Annotated in this window: 14 protein-coding genes and 1 other RNA gene; 6 read left to right on the forward strand and 9 right to left on the reverse strand. The window is 71.2% G+C overall.

What is annotated here, in order from left to right:
- Positions 1 to 79 precede the first annotated feature (79 nt).
- Positions 80 to 970 carry an SDR family oxidoreductase gene (locus ACIBK1_RS10595; protein ID WP_396733947.1) on the reverse strand — a complete coding sequence of 297 codons (891 nt, stop codon included), beginning with the start codon at positions 968 to 970 and terminating at the stop codon, positions 80 to 82.
- A gap of 84 nt (positions 971 to 1,054) precedes the next feature.
- On the opposite strand from ACIBK1_RS10595, the gene ACIBK1_RS10600 reads away from it, so the two are divergent.
- A complete protein-coding gene (locus ACIBK1_RS10600; RefSeq protein WP_396733949.1) occupies positions 1,055 to 1,639 on the forward strand; it encodes a TetR family transcriptional regulator in 585 nt (194 codons plus the stop codon).
- A gap of 150 nt (positions 1,640 to 1,789) precedes the next feature.
- Here ACIBK1_RS10600 and ACIBK1_RS10605 read toward each other — a convergent pair whose 3' ends face one another.
- The 4 genes from ACIBK1_RS10605 to ACIBK1_RS10620 all read right to left on the reverse strand — a co-directional run bounded on the left by ACIBK1_RS10605 (position 1,790) and on the right by ACIBK1_RS10620 (position 5,492).
- Positions 1,790 to 2,608, reverse strand: coding sequence for a neutral zinc metallopeptidase (locus ACIBK1_RS10605; protein ID WP_396733951.1), 819 nt, complete (start codon positions 2,606 to 2,608; stop codon positions 1,790 to 1,792).
- A gap of 134 nt (positions 2,609 to 2,742) precedes the next feature.
- The gene (locus ACIBK1_RS10610) at positions 2,743 to 3,501 is read right to left on the reverse strand and encodes a sensor histidine kinase (RefSeq protein WP_396733953.1); all 759 of its coding nucleotides are present in this window, start codon (positions 3,499 to 3,501) and stop codon (positions 2,743 to 2,745) included.
- A gap of 623 nt (positions 3,502 to 4,124) precedes the next feature.
- Positions 4,125 to 4,685, reverse strand: a complete 561-nt coding sequence (locus tag ACIBK1_RS10615; protein WP_396733955.1) for a TOPRIM nucleotidyl transferase/hydrolase domain-containing protein — start codon at positions 4,683 to 4,685, stop codon at positions 4,125 to 4,127.
- An 84-nt stretch (positions 4,686 to 4,769) separates the two neighbouring features.
- Entirely contained in the window at positions 4,770 to 5,492 is a 723-nt protein-coding gene (locus tag ACIBK1_RS10620; protein WP_396733956.1) for a VOC family protein, read from the reverse strand.
- A gap of 268 nt (positions 5,493 to 5,760) precedes the next feature.
- Here ACIBK1_RS10620 and ACIBK1_RS10625 point away from each other — a divergent pair, with 268 nt between their 5' ends.
- Positions 5,761 to 6,405 (forward strand): DNA alkylation repair protein, encoded by a 645-nt coding sequence (locus tag ACIBK1_RS10625; RefSeq protein WP_387069543.1) that lies wholly within the window; start codon positions 5,761 to 5,763, stop codon positions 6,403 to 6,405.
- A 56-nt stretch (positions 6,406 to 6,461) separates the two neighbouring features.
- On the opposite strand, the gene rnpB is transcribed toward ACIBK1_RS10625, so the two are convergent.
- Positions 6,462 to 6,853: RNase P RNA component class A (rnpB, locus tag ACIBK1_RS10630), an RNA gene on the reverse strand.
- A gap of 193 nt (positions 6,854 to 7,046) precedes the next feature.
- Here rnpB and ACIBK1_RS10635 point away from each other — a divergent pair.
- The 4 genes from ACIBK1_RS10635 (at position 7,047) to ACIBK1_RS10650 (ending at position 11,094) form a co-directional block, all read left to right on the forward strand.
- Positions 7,047 to 7,967: an ATP-binding cassette domain-containing protein gene (locus ACIBK1_RS10635; protein ID WP_396733957.1), complete on the forward strand. Its 921-nt coding sequence runs from the start codon at positions 7,047 to 7,049 to the stop codon at positions 7,965 to 7,967.
- Positions 7,964 to 8,737: a hypothetical protein gene (locus ACIBK1_RS10640; RefSeq protein WP_396733959.1), complete on the forward strand. Its 774-nt coding sequence runs from the start codon at positions 7,964 to 7,966 to the stop codon at positions 8,735 to 8,737. Before ACIBK1_RS10635 ends, ACIBK1_RS10640 begins: the two co-directional genes overlap by 4 nt.
- 81 nt (positions 8,738 to 8,818) lie before the next feature.
- The gene (locus ACIBK1_RS10645) at positions 8,819 to 9,553 is read left to right on the forward strand and encodes a response regulator transcription factor (RefSeq protein WP_231513704.1); all 735 of its coding nucleotides are present in this window, start codon (positions 8,819 to 8,821) and stop codon (positions 9,551 to 9,553) included.
- The gene (locus tag ACIBK1_RS10650; RefSeq protein ID WP_396733962.1) at positions 9,550 to 11,094 is read left to right on the forward strand and encodes a sensor histidine kinase; all 1,545 of its coding nucleotides are present in this window, start codon (positions 9,550 to 9,552) and stop codon (positions 11,092 to 11,094) included. Before ACIBK1_RS10645 ends, ACIBK1_RS10650 begins: the two co-directional genes overlap by 4 nt.
- Here the strand turns inward: ACIBK1_RS10650 and ACIBK1_RS10655 are convergent.
- From ACIBK1_RS10655 to ACIBK1_RS10665, 3 genes are all read right to left on the reverse strand, one after another.
- Complete coding sequence (locus ACIBK1_RS10655; protein WP_396733965.1) at positions 11,091 to 12,293, reverse strand: erythromycin esterase family protein; 1,203 nt, start codon at positions 12,291 to 12,293, stop codon at positions 11,091 to 11,093. The genes ACIBK1_RS10650 and ACIBK1_RS10655 overlap by 4 nt on opposite strands.
- A 197-nt stretch (positions 12,294 to 12,490) precedes the next feature.
- Positions 12,491 to 13,801: a bifunctional RNase H/acid phosphatase gene (locus ACIBK1_RS10660; protein ID WP_396733967.1), complete on the reverse strand. Its 1,311-nt coding sequence runs from the start codon at positions 13,799 to 13,801 to the stop codon at positions 12,491 to 12,493.
- 8 nt (positions 13,802 to 13,809) lie between these two features.
- The gene (locus tag ACIBK1_RS10665; protein WP_030505530.1) at positions 13,810 to 14,550 is read right to left on the reverse strand and encodes a zinc ribbon domain-containing protein; all 741 of its coding nucleotides are present in this window, start codon (positions 14,548 to 14,550) and stop codon (positions 13,810 to 13,812) included.
- Between the last annotated feature and the right edge of the window lies 1 nt (position 14,551).

Genomic DNA, 14,551 nt, shown 5'->3' on the forward strand with positions numbered 1-14,551 from the left:
GCCGGACCGGCTCCCTGAGGGAGTGGCTTCATGGAGGAGGTCGGGAGAGGACCGGCGCCGGGAAAAGGCTGGGCCGTCTTCAGCGGCGCGCGGCCTCTGCGCCGGCGCCCGCGCGGGCGTCAGTGTCGGTGTCGGTGTCGGTGTCGGCATCGGTGGAGAAGGCGAGGTCCCGTCCCGCCTCCAGTTCGGCAAGCCGTTCGGTGAGCGCCCTGTGGATGTGGGTGTAGGAATCGCTGCCCAGGGCGACCCGTACGGGCGCGGGGTCCATGTCCGCGCAGCCGAGAATCGCCGCGGCCGTCTTCGCGACGTCGCCGACGGACGGCAGCGCGGGGTCGCGGATGCCCCGGGTCAGGGCGGCCGGGCTGTCGTCGTAGGCGCTCAGCGGCGTGGCGAGCCGTGAGCTCCCGTCGCGGAATCGGGTGCGGGCGCTGCCCGGCTCGACGATGGTCACCCCGATGCCGAACGGGGCGACGTCCTTGGCCGTCGACTCCATGAAGCCCTCGATGCCCCACTTGCTCGCGTGGTACGCCGACGCACCCGCGTTGGTGGCCTGACCGCCGTACGTGGAGAGCTGGATGAGGCGGCCACCGCCCTGACGGCGCAGGTGGGGAAGCGCGGCGCGGACCACCCGGATCGAGCCGAGCAGGTTCGTGTCGATCTGGTGGACGATCTGCTCGTCGGTGAGTTCCTCGGCCGCGCCGAACAGGCCGTATCCGGCGTTGTTGACGACCACGTCGATCCTGCCGAGGTCGGTGAACGCCCGGTCCATGACCGCCCCGATCGCGGCGCCGTCGGTCAGGTCGAGGCGGGCGAGCCACAGCCGGTCGCCGTACTCCGCCCTCAGGTCGTCCATCACCTCCATCCGCCGGACCGTCCCGGCGACGTGGTCGCCGCGCCGCAGCAGCCGTTCGGTCATCTCCCTGCCGAAGCCGCTGCTCACCCCGGTGATCAGCCATGTACGTGCGTCCATCGTCGTGTCCCTTCCAGCAGCTGTCTAACTCGTTAGTTAGCATACGCCGCGTTCTAACCGGTTAGTCAGCGGTAAGATGCCGCCGTGGCGACAGGGAACGCCGAGGCGACCAAGGCACGCATCCTCGAAGCGGCGCGGGACGAGTTCTCCGCCCACGGCATCGCCGGGGCGCGCGTCGACCGCATCGCCAAGGCGGCCGGCTGCAACAAGAACCTGCTCTACATCTACTTCCAGAGCAAGGAGACCCTGTTCGCCACCGTCCTGGAGCAGAACCTGCGGCGGGTCTACGACGAGTTGCGGTTCACTCCCGACGACCTGCCCGGGTACGCGGCGCGGGTCTTCGACTTCGCGATGGCCGAGCCCGGCCTGATGCGGCTGATGGCCTGGGCGGGCCTGGAGCAGGAGACCGGCGAGGTCGCCCTGCGCAACGCGACGCAGAGTGCGAAGGTCTCGGCCATGGAGGCGGCGCGGGACGCGGACGGCCCGGCAGCGCGCTTCGCACCCGAATTCCTGCTGACGGCCATCCTGGCGCTCGCCACGGCCTGGTCGGCGGCGAGCCCCTTCGGCCCGAGACTCAGCCCCGGGCTGGCCGCCGACCCTGACACGCTGCGTACCCAGATCGCCGACGCCGTGGCGGCGATCGCCGGGGCCCCCCGGACCGGCCCCTGATCGAACGCGCCGACTTGGGGGGAGCATCGCCTGGGCTCGCCCCGCTCGACCTCACGGCCGAACTCGACAGGTTCAAGGCGCATCGGACCGTGACCATCCCCGACGCCTCCCGCGTCGACCACACCGTCAACGGCCGCAGGACCCCGCGCGTCAGGCGACCGATTTCCCGGCGGCGGTCCAGGTGTTGCAGCGTCCGGGGGACGGCTTGGTGAACCCCCGATTCACCCAGTGCACGATCGTGGCGCCCTTCCCGTGCCAGCGGTCCTCCACGCCCTGCACGTCGTCTCCGGTGCGGCGTACGAGATCGAGGAACTCCCGCCAGTCGCTGCTGGGGCGGTGGAGGGACTTCCATACGCTGCCGACGAAAGCCCCGGCGAAGCATGCAGCCTGGAGGTTGTAACGGCGCAGACGCTCCGGCCTCTGCGCGGACTCGTCGCCGCCCTTGAGCCTGTCGGCGGCTTTCGCGATGCCGGACAGCGCCTGCACGTGGTTGCCGTACTCATAGGCGGCCATGTACAGCAGGAAAAGAGGATCAAGCCTCTTGAAGACGCTGTCCTTCAGGTAGATGACGATCGTTTTGTCGCAGTACTGCGCCACGCCGACCTCCTGCCAGTCGGTGCCACAGGCATCGGTGCCAGGATCGGTGATGAAACGAACCTTGGGAGCGGCGGAGGGCAGCTTCGCGTCCTTCAGCAGCGGCCGCCAGGACCTGCCGAGGCAACCGAACCAGGCGCGCAGGTGCTTGGCGGCGGAATTCGTGTCGTTCTTCTTCAGCCTCGGCACCGAGCAGGCACTCCGGGGTAGCACGCCGGATTCGTAGAGACGGTTCCGGATGAGCTCCACGGGCGCCGAGGGCGTACGGGCGTGAGAGCGCGCCTGGGTCCCACCAGTGGTCTGCCCGGCCGCCGTTCCAGGCAGGAGACCGGTGATCAGAGCCGCGGCCAGGACGGCGAGCAGGGGGATGCGCATGGGGCGGGAACCTAGCCGAGCCCTGCCCCGCCCGCAAGATCCCGCATGCTCTTCCACCGGCAGGGGTCCTGGACACTGGTGGTCGGCGTCGTCGATCACCAGCCCCGGGCCGTGCGAGTGGCGCTGACGAGCGGTCAGGCCAGTGGGAGCCGGACGACGAAGGCGGCGCCGCCGCCCGATGAGGGCTCCACGTGCACCTGCCCCTCGTGGCCGTGCGCGATGTTGCGGACGATGGCCAGGCCGAGGCCGGTCCCGCCGCGGTCACGGGATCGGGCGGCGTCGAGGCGGGTGAAGCGATCGAAGATGCGCTCCCGGTCCTCCTCCCCGATTCCGTGGCCGTCGTCGGCCACGACGAGTTCCGCGACATCGGCCGTACGCCGGACCCGGACGAACACGACCGTCTTCGCGTGCCGCTGCGCGTTGTCGAGCAGTTCGGACAGCATCCGCCGGAGCCGCGCGTCCAGGCCGCGCACCAGAACGCCGGGAACGACCTGCACCTTCACGTCGCACCTGTCGGCGCGCCGGGCCAGTTCGCTCTGCACGAGATCGCCGAGGTCCAGCAGGGCAGGCTCGGCCGGCTGCGCGGCGGCCTGAAGCTGGGCCAGCAGGTAGAGATCGTCGACCAGCGACTGGAGCCGTTCCACGTCCCTGAGCGCCCTTTCGAGCAGGTCGTCCACGTCGAGCTCACCGGGATGCAGCCGCGCCTCCTCCAGCTGGGCCCGCAGTCCCGCGATCGGGGTGCGCAGTTCGTGTGACACATCGGCCTCGAACCGCCGCTGCCAGTCGATGGCCCTATACAGCTTGCTGCACATGCTGTCGATGCCGTGCTTGATACCTCGCTCCAGCTCATCGAGTTCGCCGAGACAATCACGGAGGTGGCGGAGCGAGGTCACGTCTCCGGGATTCCCTGACCCGTCCGGGACGATTCCCATGGCCGGCTAAAATCGCCGCCTCGTTCCCCGGTGTTTTCCTATCCCTTATCCCTGTCCCAGGTTTCCGGAAAATGCCGGACGTCGTCGGCGAGACCCCCTAACCACTCCCCCGCCTCCAGTCGAGTAGTGGGGCGCGAGCATCGATACCGAAGCCCAGTCCGGCGGGATCGGGCCCAATGGGAATCAGTAGGCCCGGAACCGCAATCGGATCTCTCCATGAACGGGATTGACCCGCCGGGATCGGTGACGAAGGATTATCGGTATGTCGTTTTCCCGACGCTCAACTCGGCGCTCTCCGTACGCGCTGATGAAGCTGGTCGCGGTGACTCTCTTACTGGGCGCCGGGATCGGAGGAGGCGTTTTCTTGGCGCTGGCGCTGATGTGGCATTCACTGTGGGGCGAGGGCCCCATGTTCTTCCCAGGCCAGCCGTAAACGCTCGGATTCCCGCCACCGTCCCACGCAGACGGAAAGTGGCGTCCTCGCGCAGAGATGGCGCCCACTGCCGAGCTCACCAGCCGCGCTCGCGCAGGGAGCCTCTTGCTCAGGCTTCTCGATTAGCCAACGTCCCGGTACGCGAGGAGCCTCACAGGTGGGCCAGCAGCCCCTCCAGCGGTCGCGGCACGCGATCGGGCTCCAACGCCGCGACGAGCGGGCCCGCGTAGCGGATCTTGCGGCCGCTGCCTGCTCCCATGAACCGGCGCAGCTGGTCGTGAGTGCTGCGCCCGCGCCAGCTGGGCTGCTTCTGCAGCGTGCGAAACGAGCCGAGCTCGCCCTCGGCATCGACGACGCGTTCGACCGTGGCCGTGCCGAGGGCGCGGATCAGCTCGTCTTCCAGGTCGGCCACACACACGAAGAATCCGAGCGCCTCCAGATCGCTTCTCGTGAGAGCGGATTCGAACCCGGCGCGCTCAAGCCCCCTCCGGAAGGCGCCTTCTTCACCGGCGTCGCACAGACCGGCCAGCCGGAGTTCGAGACCCAGGGGGCCGAACCTGCCGATGTACGCCCCGATGTTCGTGGCACCGCCCATCGCGACAACGTCGATGCCTTCGGCGGCGAGGTTCCGGCCCCGGCGCTCGGCCAGCGCCTCGATGGCCGACTTGTCGCTCATTCCCTCGACAAGGACCACGGTGTGCGTATCGTTCACGCGCTCAGCTTTGCAGCGAATCCTGCGACGCTCGTACCCATTTTTCCCGCATGGAACTGAAGGGACCCGGGCGCCGGTCTCGCGCTATCGCGGGGCCCGCACACAGAACTCGTGGCCGTCGGGATCGGCCATGACCACCCAGTCGACCTCACCCTGACCGATGTCGACGCGCGTCGCCCCGAGGGAGATGAGACGGTCGACCTCCGCCTGCCGGTCGCCGTCGGCGGGTGGAGCGAGGTCGAAATGCAGCCGCTCCTTCCCGGTCTTCGGCATGAGCGGCGGACCACCCCAGGTGATCTTCGGCCCGCCCTGCGGCGAGCGGATAGCGGTCTCCTGATCCTGATCCCAGACCAACGGCCAGCCCAGTGCCTTGCTCCAGAAGTACCCGGCCTCCTGCGAACCGTCGCACGCCAGCGCTCCGATGAATCCGCAGTCGGCGAGGAACTGGTTGTCCGGCCCGATGACGCAGAACTCGTTGCCCTCAGGGTCGGCGAGCACGACGTGATCCTCGTCCGGGCGTTGGCCGATGTCGATGTGCCGGGCGCCGAGTTCGAGCGCCCTCGCCACCGTCTGCTGCTGGTCCTCAAGGGACGTGCTCGTCAGGTCGAAGTGCATCTGGTTCTGCCCGGTCTTCTGCTCCCGGCTTGGAACGAATCGGAGCCGGAACCCGGTGTCATCGCTCGGCAGGAGCGTGATGCCGTCCTGGGGGTCGTCGGTCATCTCCCAGCCCAGGACGCCGGCCCAGAAGCGCGCGAGACGGAGCGGGTCGTGCGCATCGAAGCAGAGCGCGACAAGATGACAGGTCATTCCGCTCCGCACCTCCATTTCCTGATACGAAGCCGCGGGCAGGGCATGTCCTCCGCGCCCGTGGAGGGGTCAACGCTAGGCGCTCGCGGGCCCGTCACGCGAATGGATTATCGGGACGGCGGGCGCATTCCAGCAGGCCGCGCCATCGCCTGACGGCATGTGAACGTGCTGCCGGCGCTCTCGTGTGGGCGATGCGAGTGCTCGTAGGCTGAACCCCGCACGCGGTGGACAGGAGGCTGAGGTGGCCGAGACGACGGTGGCCGAGGTGATGGCCGAGCTGGCCGGGTTCGAGGACCCGAAGACCCGCAAGGTGAATGAGAAACACGGTGACGATCACGGTGTGAACCTCGGCAAGCTGCGCGCCCTCGCGAAGCGGCTGAAGACGCAGCAGGAACTCGCGCGCCGGCTCTGGGAGACGGACGACACCGCGGCGAAACTGCTGGCGATCCTGATCTGCCGCCCGAAGGCGTTCGAGCGCGACGAATTGAACACCATGGTGCGCGAGGCGCGCACACCGAAGGTGCACGACTGGCTCGTGAACTACGTGGTGAAGAAGAACCCGCACTCGGAAGAGCTGCGCCTGGCCTGGTCCGCCGATCCGGATCCGGTGGTCGCGAGTGCCGGCTGGGCGCTCACCACCGAGCGGGTGGCGAAGAAGCCTGAGGGCCTCGACCTCGCAGGGCTGCTCGACGTCATCGAGGCGAAGATGAAAGACGCCCCGGATCGCCTGCAATGGGCGATGAATCACTGCCTGGCGCAGATCGGGATCGATCACGCCGAGCACCGCGCCCGCGCGATCGACATAGGTGAGCGCCTGGAGGTGCTCAAGGACTACCCGACTCCTCCTGGCTGCACGTCTCCGTTCGCGCCCGTCTGGATCACCGAGATGGCGCGTCGGCAGCAGGACAGGTAGGAAGGTTCGCTCACGCCCACGCCGCGACTCCCTCAGAGCGGTTCAGGAGCGGAAGGTGGACGAGCCGGCCTGTAGGCCGGGTTCTGTGATCAGCCGTGAGGCTGACCGGCGGCCATCCATCTAGGACCGCCGTTGCCGGCGGCCTCAAGCGGTCTACCCGCGCGGCTCGGGCGGGCAGCCCTCGAACGTCGCGCGCGGGACGTTCCGGAGAACGTCCCTTCTTGACCTTGCTCCGGGTGGGGTTTACCGAGCCGCCCACGTCACCGTGGGCGCTGGTGGTCTCTTACACCACCGTTTCACCCTTACCCCCGCGAAGGGGGCGGTCTGTTTTCTGTGGCACTGTCCCGCGGGTCACCCCGGGTCGGCGTTACCGACCACCCTGCCCTGTGGAGCCCGGACCTTCCTCGGCAGGGCCGTGAGGCCCTGACGCGGCCGCCCGGCCGGCTCGTCCACCGTGAAGGTAAGCCTAGCGGCTCCCGAATCATTCCCCGGACCGGCCGGGGATCGTGTGAAGACTCTCTGAGTTCTCCCGCCGGACCGCAGCGCAGGACGACACCGGCCCAGGTCGGGGGCGAACCGCTCACAGAAACCGCACAGATCCTCTCAGAGGTCACGCAGTCCGGTGAGCGAGCCTGCGTCTCATGATTGAGTTGCGGCAGCTGACCAAGAAGTACGGCGAGGTCGCCGTCGTGGACGGCCTCAGCTTCGACGTACGGCCGGGCGTCGTCACCGGGTTCCTCGGGCCGAACGGCGCGGGCAAGACGAGCACGATGCGGATGATCCTCGGGCTCGACAGGCCGACGAGCGGCAGCGCGACGATCGGCGGGCGGCGCTATGCCGACCTGCCCGTACCCCTGCGAGAGGTGGGGGCCCTGCTCGACGCGCAGGCCATGCACCCGCGCAGGACCGCGTTCGACCACCTGCTCTTCCTGGCGTACGCCAACGACATCGGACGGCGCCGGGTCGAGGAGGTGCTCGGACTCGTAGGCTTGGCCGACGTGGCGCGCCGCCGGCCCGGCGGGTTCTCCCTGGGGATGAAGCAGCGGCTCGGCATCGCGGTGGCGCTGCTCGGCGATCCCCCGGTGGTCCTGCTCGACGAACCCGTCAACGGGCTGGACCCCGAAGGCATCCGCTGGATCCGCACGCTGACGCGGGGCCTGGCCGCCGAGGGCAGAACCGTCCTGCTGTCCAGCCATCTGATGAGCGAGATGGCTCTCACCGCCGACCACCTCGTCGTCATCGGCCGCGGGCGGCTGATCGCCGACACCGGGCTGGAGGCGTTCGTCCGGTCGGCCGCGCGGCAGGGGGTGCTCGTGCGCACCCCCGATGCGCAGCGGCTGGCCTCGCTGCTCCGGGAGTCCGGCGCGGCCGTACGGCCCGGCGCCGACGGCGGCCTGATGGTGACTGGAATGTCCGGTGCCGAGGTCGGCGGTCTCGCCGGCGCGTACGGAATCGTCCTGCACGAACTCACGCCCCGGCGGGCGTCCCTGGAGGACGCCTATCTGGAGCTGACCGGCGACAGCGTCGAGTTCGCCGCGAGTGCCGCCGGGGGCGCCTCATGACCGCGTACGGCGTGCTGCGCTCGGAGTGGGTGAAGTTCCGCAGCGTCCGGGCCATGCTCGGCTGCCTGGCCGGGGCCGTGGTCGCGGCCGGTTCGTACGGCTACCTGTTCGGCACGGCGGCCGCACGCGAGTACTTCAACGCGTCGGCCGCCGACCGGGCGGCCTTCGACCCCACCGAGACGGCCTTCCGCGCTCTCGTGCTGGTGGGGGTGCTCGTGAGCGCGGTCGGCGTGCTGGCCGTGACCAGCGAATACGCCGCGGGAACGATGCCGGTCAGCATCACCGCCGTGCCGGGACGCGGGCTGCTCCTCCTCGGCAAGGGGGCCGTCGTCGCGCTGACCACGCTCCTCGCCGGGCCGCTGCTGGCGCTCCTGTCGTTCACGCTCAGCCAGGCGGCTCTGGCGGCGCGGGGCGTGCCGAGTGCGGGGCTCGGTGATCCCGGAGTGCCCGGGGCGCTGCTGGGCGCGGGCCTGTTCACCGGTCTGATCGGGCTCTACGGGATGGCGCTCGGGTTCCTGCTGCGCAGGTCGGCGGGGGCCGTCTCACTCGGGACGTTCCTTCTGATCCTGCCCGGCACTGCGAGTCTGTTCCCGAAGCCGGTGGCCGAGTGGATCGTCACCTGGTGGCCGAGCGCGGCGGGCGCCCGGATCTTCGTGGTCCATCCCGGCACCGAGCTGCTCGCGCCGCTCGTAGGCGCCGGCGTGCTCGCCGCCACCGTGCTCGTCCTGCTCTGCGCCGCCGTCGCCGTCTTCCGCCGGCGGGACGCGTGACGTGAGACCGCCGGCCGCGTGCGGGAGCTCGTCGCGCGCCGTCCTGTACGGCGGGCTTAACACCGCGTGCCTAATCTTCCGGTGATCGGCAGAAGGGAGGCCCGGGTGGAGGGGCGGCACCTGCTGGTGGTCGACGACGAACCCGTGGTGCGGGAACTGCTGGCGGCCACACTGCGCTTCGCGGGATACGAGGTGACCTCGGCCGCGACCGGGGCACAGGCCCTGGAGAACGCCCGGACCACGCCGCCGGACCTCGTGCTCCTCGACGTCATGCTGCCCGGCATGGATGGCTTCGAGGTCGTCCGCCGTCTCCGGGAGCTTCCCCGCCCGCTGTCCGGTGGCCGTCCCGGTCAGGTGCCGGTGCTGTTTCTGACCGCGCGCGACACCACGCAGGACAAGATCAACGGTCTGCGTCTGGGCGGCGACGACTACGTCACCAAGCCGTTCGACCTGGAGGAACTGCTCGCCCGGATCGAGGCCGTGCTCAGGCGGGCCGGGGCGGCCCCCGAGGACCGCACGCTGCGGGTGGCCGACCTCGAAGTCGACCCGGAAGGCCATCAGGTGATCCGGGCGGGCGTCCCCGTACGGCTGTCGCCGACCGAGTTCCGGCTGCTCCACTACCTGGTGCTCAACGCGGGGAGGGTGGTGTCCAAGGCCCAGATCCTGGAGCACGTCTGGCGGTACGACTTCGCCGGCGACTCCAGCATCGTGGACACGTACGTGAGCTACGTGCGCCGCAAGATCGACACGTCCGGGCCCAAGCTCATCCACACCATGCACGGCGTGGGCTACGTCCTGCGCGGGCCGCGGCCGTGACCACGACGCCGTCCGGGACACGGGAGCGTCCGGGGTCGCGCCCGTGGGCCACCGGCCTGTCGCTGCGCGGGCGGCTCCTGCTGACCACCATGGCCCTGCTCGCGGCCGGCCTGACCGTCAGTGGCGCGGTCGCGGTCGCCACGCTGCGGGCCCACCTCATCGGACGCGTAGACCAGCAGCTCACGGCGATGGCGGCGGTGCTGTCGCGGATCCCGGCCCGGCTGACCGCCTTGCCATCCGACCGGCTGAGTACGCAGTCACTCACCGCGGTGCCCGGCATGGACCTGATCGACCAGGTGTACGTCGCCTATCTGAGCGCGGACGGCGGCGTCGAGCAGCAGAGCGACCGGTGGCTGCGGGACGGGCCGCGGGATCGGGGCCCGGCGCTGCCCCGGCTCGACACCACCGCGGTTGGGCGGCTGGGCGGGCGGCCGTTCGACGCGACCGGCTCCGACGGCAGGTGGCGGGTCGTCGCCGTCCCGGGGCACGCCCCCGCGACGGGGTCGGCCCCCGCGACGAGCCGGGGCAGCGTCGTCGTGGCGGCGTCGCTCGGCGGGGTCAGGTCGACCGTCGGCCGCCTGACGATGGTCTGCGCGGCGACCTCGGCGGCGCTCCTGACGTCGCTCGCCGTCATCGGGTGGTTCGCCGTCCGGCGCGGCTTGCGGCCACTGGGGAAGATCGAGGAGACCGCGGCGGCCGTCGCCGGGGGCGACCTGTCCCGGCGCGTCCCGGCGCTGGCCGCGCCCCGCACCGAGGTCGGCCGGCTGGCGGCCGCCCTGAACGTCATGCTCGGCCAGCTGGAGGCGGCCTTCGCCGCGCGGGAACGGGCGCAGGCACGGATGCGCCGCTTCGTCGCGGACGTCAGTCACGAGTTGCGCACGCCGCTGTTCGGCATCAAGGGGTTCGCGGAACTGCACCGGATGGGCGGGCTGCCCGAGGCCGGACTCGCCCTCGATCGGATCGAGAGCGAGGCGGGACGCCTGGTCCGGCTCGTGGAGGACCTGCTCCTGCTGGCCCGCCTGGACGAGAGCGACAAGGCCCTGCCCATGGACCTCGCGCCCATGGACCTGCGCACGCTCGCCGCCGACGCCCACAACGACCTGCGCGCGCTCGACCCCGGACGGGAAGTCACACTGACCGGGCCGGACGGCGGGCCGCCGGGCGAGGCGCCGGTGCTCGGGGACGAGGCGCGGCTGCGGCAGGTGGTCTCCAACCTGGTCGGCAACGCCGTCGCCCACACCCCGCCGGGCACGCCGGTGCGGATCGGCGTCGGCACGGCCGGGGACGACGGCGTCCTCGTGATCGCCGACGAGGGGCCGGGGATGCCCGCGGAGGAGGCCGCCCGGGTGTTCGACCGCTTCTATCGGGTGGACGGCTCACGCAGCCGCAGCGGCGCCGGAGGGGCCGGGCTGGGGCTGGCCATCGTCCGGTCGATCGTCACGGCGCACGGAGGCCGGGTGGAGCTGCGGACGCGGCCCGGCGCCGGGGCCGCCTTCCGCGTCGTCCTGCCCCGCGAGGGGCTTCCGCACCACACGACCTAGCTCGGCGGGACGTCCTTGACGAACACGATCCCGTCGTACGCGGCGAGGTGCGCCGGGTCCACCGGGGCGTAACCGAACCAGGGGGACACCCGGAGGGCGGGCCGGGCGTCGCCGAGGACGGCGGCCAGACTGCGGGCATCGACGACGTGGCGGTCCTCGGGGAGCGCGTAGAGGAGCCCTTCGAGCGTGTCCGGGGGCGGGGTGTCCACTCCCCGGTGCCGGATCGTGCCGAGGGCCGTGGCCAGGAAGGCGAATTCCTCACCCACCTGGGCGCGCACGATCGCGCCGGAGCTCCACCACTCGAACGGGACGTCGCCCATCCGCATCGTGCTCTTGTCCCGCTGGAAATGCGCGTTGTGGGCGTGGAGCAGCGCCGGGCCCCGCTCGGCGACGGCGAGGATGTTGGCGGCGATCATCGAACTCCGCAGGCCCAGCAGCCGCGGCATGCGGCCCGGTGAGGTGTCGGCCATCCACTGGTGATAGCGGAGCAGGCCGGTGGCGGCGCGCCCGTACAGGCGGGCCCGGTCCCAGCTATCCCGCGAGGAGCCCGCGATCAGCTGCGGCGTCTCCGCGTCGAGCAGCGCCATGAGGTCGTCGGCGAGCAGCAGGAGCTGCCTGGCCTCGGCCGACCGCCCCACGGACTGGGACGGGTCCATCATCGTGGCGGGATTGGCCCAGCGGTCGTCTGCGCCGAGCAGGCGGTCGAGCGTCTCCGCGTCGCAGGGAAGCAGGTCCGCGTCCACCCCGGCCGCGAGGTAGCCGTGGAGGGCGGTCAGTGCCCGCCGGGGGCTCGCGGCGTGGCTGATCTCCAGCGGGCCGTCGAGACCGGCGAAGCGCACCTGCTCGGACGCGGGACGTCCCTCGTTGTACGCGCGCATCCAGCGCACGAGCTCGCGGTTGGCCGCGGACGCGCCCCATCCGTGGCTGAAGCCGCGTTCCATGACCTCGTCGAGGCTGCCCGTGCCCGAGGTGACGTAGTCGTCCACGACCAGGCCCATCAGGCAGTCGCTCTCGATGCCGATCGTCCGATAGCCCTCCTGCTCGACGAGCTGCCGGAAGAGCGCGTTGCGCACGTCGAGCAGGAGGTCTTCGCCATGGGTGGGCTCGCCCAGGGCGAGCAGCCGTGGCCGGCCCGGGAGCAGCCTCATGACCGAGGCGGCCTCGACGGCCTGGACGGCGTCCTTGATGCCGATATCCATACCTTCAACGGTATCGTTGAACCTTCACGTGGAGACTTGCCCGGCGAACCACCAGGTTCTCGCGGAGAAACTCTCAACAGACGGGTTCAAGCACCCGGCGTACGGCGACGCCTCGTCCGGGCCGGAAAACGCCGACGCCGCGGGGGCACGGCTGCGCGTGCGATCCCGCGGCGGTTCGTCCCCTGGGAGGGACGGCGTCAGGAGAGGTGGGCGGTGTCGTTGAGCGCCCGTACGACGGCGGGCCCGTCGGCGTAGTAGTCGATCGCCGACAGGCAGGCCAGGTCGAGGTGCATCCGATAGAGGGCCTCCGGCGGAGCGCCCAGCGCGAAGCGGACCAGCATCTTGATCGGGGTCACGTGGGAGACCACGACGACGCTGCGGCCTTCGTGGGCCTTCACGATGCGGTCCCTCGCCTGCTCGACCCTCCGGGCGGTCGACGCGAAGCTCTCCCCGCCGGGCGGCGCCGTGTCGGGGTCGGCCAGCCAGGCCGCCAGTTCGCGGGGCCAGCGCTGCTGGATCTCCGCGAACGTGTGCCCCTCCCAGTCGCCGAAGTCGGTCTCGCGGAGGTCGTCGTCGACCAGCACCGTCAGGCCCGTCCGGGCGGCGACCGCCTCCGCCGTCTGCCGGGCGCGCGCGAGCGGGGAGGCGACGATCACCTCGACCTCGTACGGCTGCCGCGACAGGCGCAGGGCGGCGGCCTCGGCCTGCGCGAGGCCGGTGGGGGTGAGCGACGGGTCGCCCAGCCCGGAGAACCGCTTCTCCACCGACAGCGGCGTCTGCCCGTGCCTGAGCAGGAGCAGCGACGTGGCGACACGGGTGGCTCGCGGCATCCATCCGTGCCCGCGCCTGTCGTGGGACGTGGCGGTTCCGGCCGCCGTGCCCGCGTCCCCGTCGGCGGTCCGCACACCGGACGCGCCGGAAGTCCCCGAGCGCCCGTCGGCGGCGGCCGGAGCCGAGCCCACAGGAGCAGGGGCGGCGGAGGGCTCGTCGAACAGCGTGGGCGCGTCGGTGTTGGGCGGCTCGGCGCCGGGCTCGACGACCGGGGCGGAGTCCGGCGCGGAGGTGATCTCGCTCGCCTGCCAGGTCTCCCCGCGGGCCGCCGCGTCCATCGCCTCGTTGGCGAGCCGGTCGGCGTGGCTGTTGCGCTCGCGCGGAATCCACGTCCAGGTGACCCGGAACCGCCGGGCCAGGCCCGCCGCCTCCAGGGCGAGCGGCCGCAGGCCCTCGTGCTTGACCTTCCACCGGCCGGCCATCTGCTCGACGACCAGCTTGGAGTCCATCCGCACCTCGACCTGCCCGCCCTCGGCGCCGAGCGCGAGCAGCGCCCGGAGCCCGGCGATCAGGCCGCGGTATTCGGCCACGTTGTTGGTCGCGGTGCCGATCGACTCGGCCGCCTCGGCGAGCACCCGCCCGGCGTCGTCCTTGACCACCGCGCCGTACCCGGCCGGGCCCGGGTTGCCCCGCGACCCGCCGTCGGCCTCGACGATGAAGCCCCCCGTGGCACCCATCGCGACCGTCACAGACCGGACTCGGCCGTACGCACCAGGATCCGGCGGCACTCCTCGCAGCGGACCACCTCGTCGTGCGCGGCGGCCCGGATCCGGTTGAGGTCGGCGATCGACAGGCTCGTGCGGCAGCCGAGGCAGCGGCCGCCGTGCAGCATGGCGGCGCCGACGCCGCTCTGCTCGCGCATCTTCTCGTACAGCCCGAGCAGGTCGGCGGGAACGTCGGCGGTGATCACGGACCGGCCGGAGGTCAGCTCGCCGGACTCCTTGTCGATCTGGGCGAACGCCGCGTCCCTGCGGTCCTCGGCGGCGCGCAGCGTGCCGGTCACCTCTTCACGCTCTGACTTGAGCGTGGTGACCCGGGCGTCGGCCGCCTCCCGGCGCTCCATGATCTCCAGCACGACCTCCTCCAGGTCCGACTGCCTGCGCCGCAGCGAGACGAGCTCGGACTGGAGGCTCGCCAGATCCTTGGGCGAGGAGACCTGCCCGGAGTCGAGGCGCTTCTGGTCGCGCTCGACCCGGACGCGTACGGCGTCCACGTCCGACTCGGCCTTGGCCTGGTCGCGGGCGAGGTCGCCGGCCTCGGTCTCGGCGGCGATGATCTGCGTGGAGACCTGGGCCAGCCTCTTGGACAGCTCGTCGATCTCGGCGAGCTCCGGCAGGCTGCGCCGGCGGTGCCGCAACCGGTCGAGCCCGGTGTCGAGCTCAGCGAGATCGAGCAGACGCTTCTGTGCTTCAGGTGCGGCCTTCATC

Origin of the sequence: Microbispora rosea (assembly GCF_044460045.1) — a bacterium.
GTDB lineage: Bacteria > Actinomycetota > Actinomycetes > Streptosporangiales > Streptosporangiaceae > Microbispora > Microbispora rosea.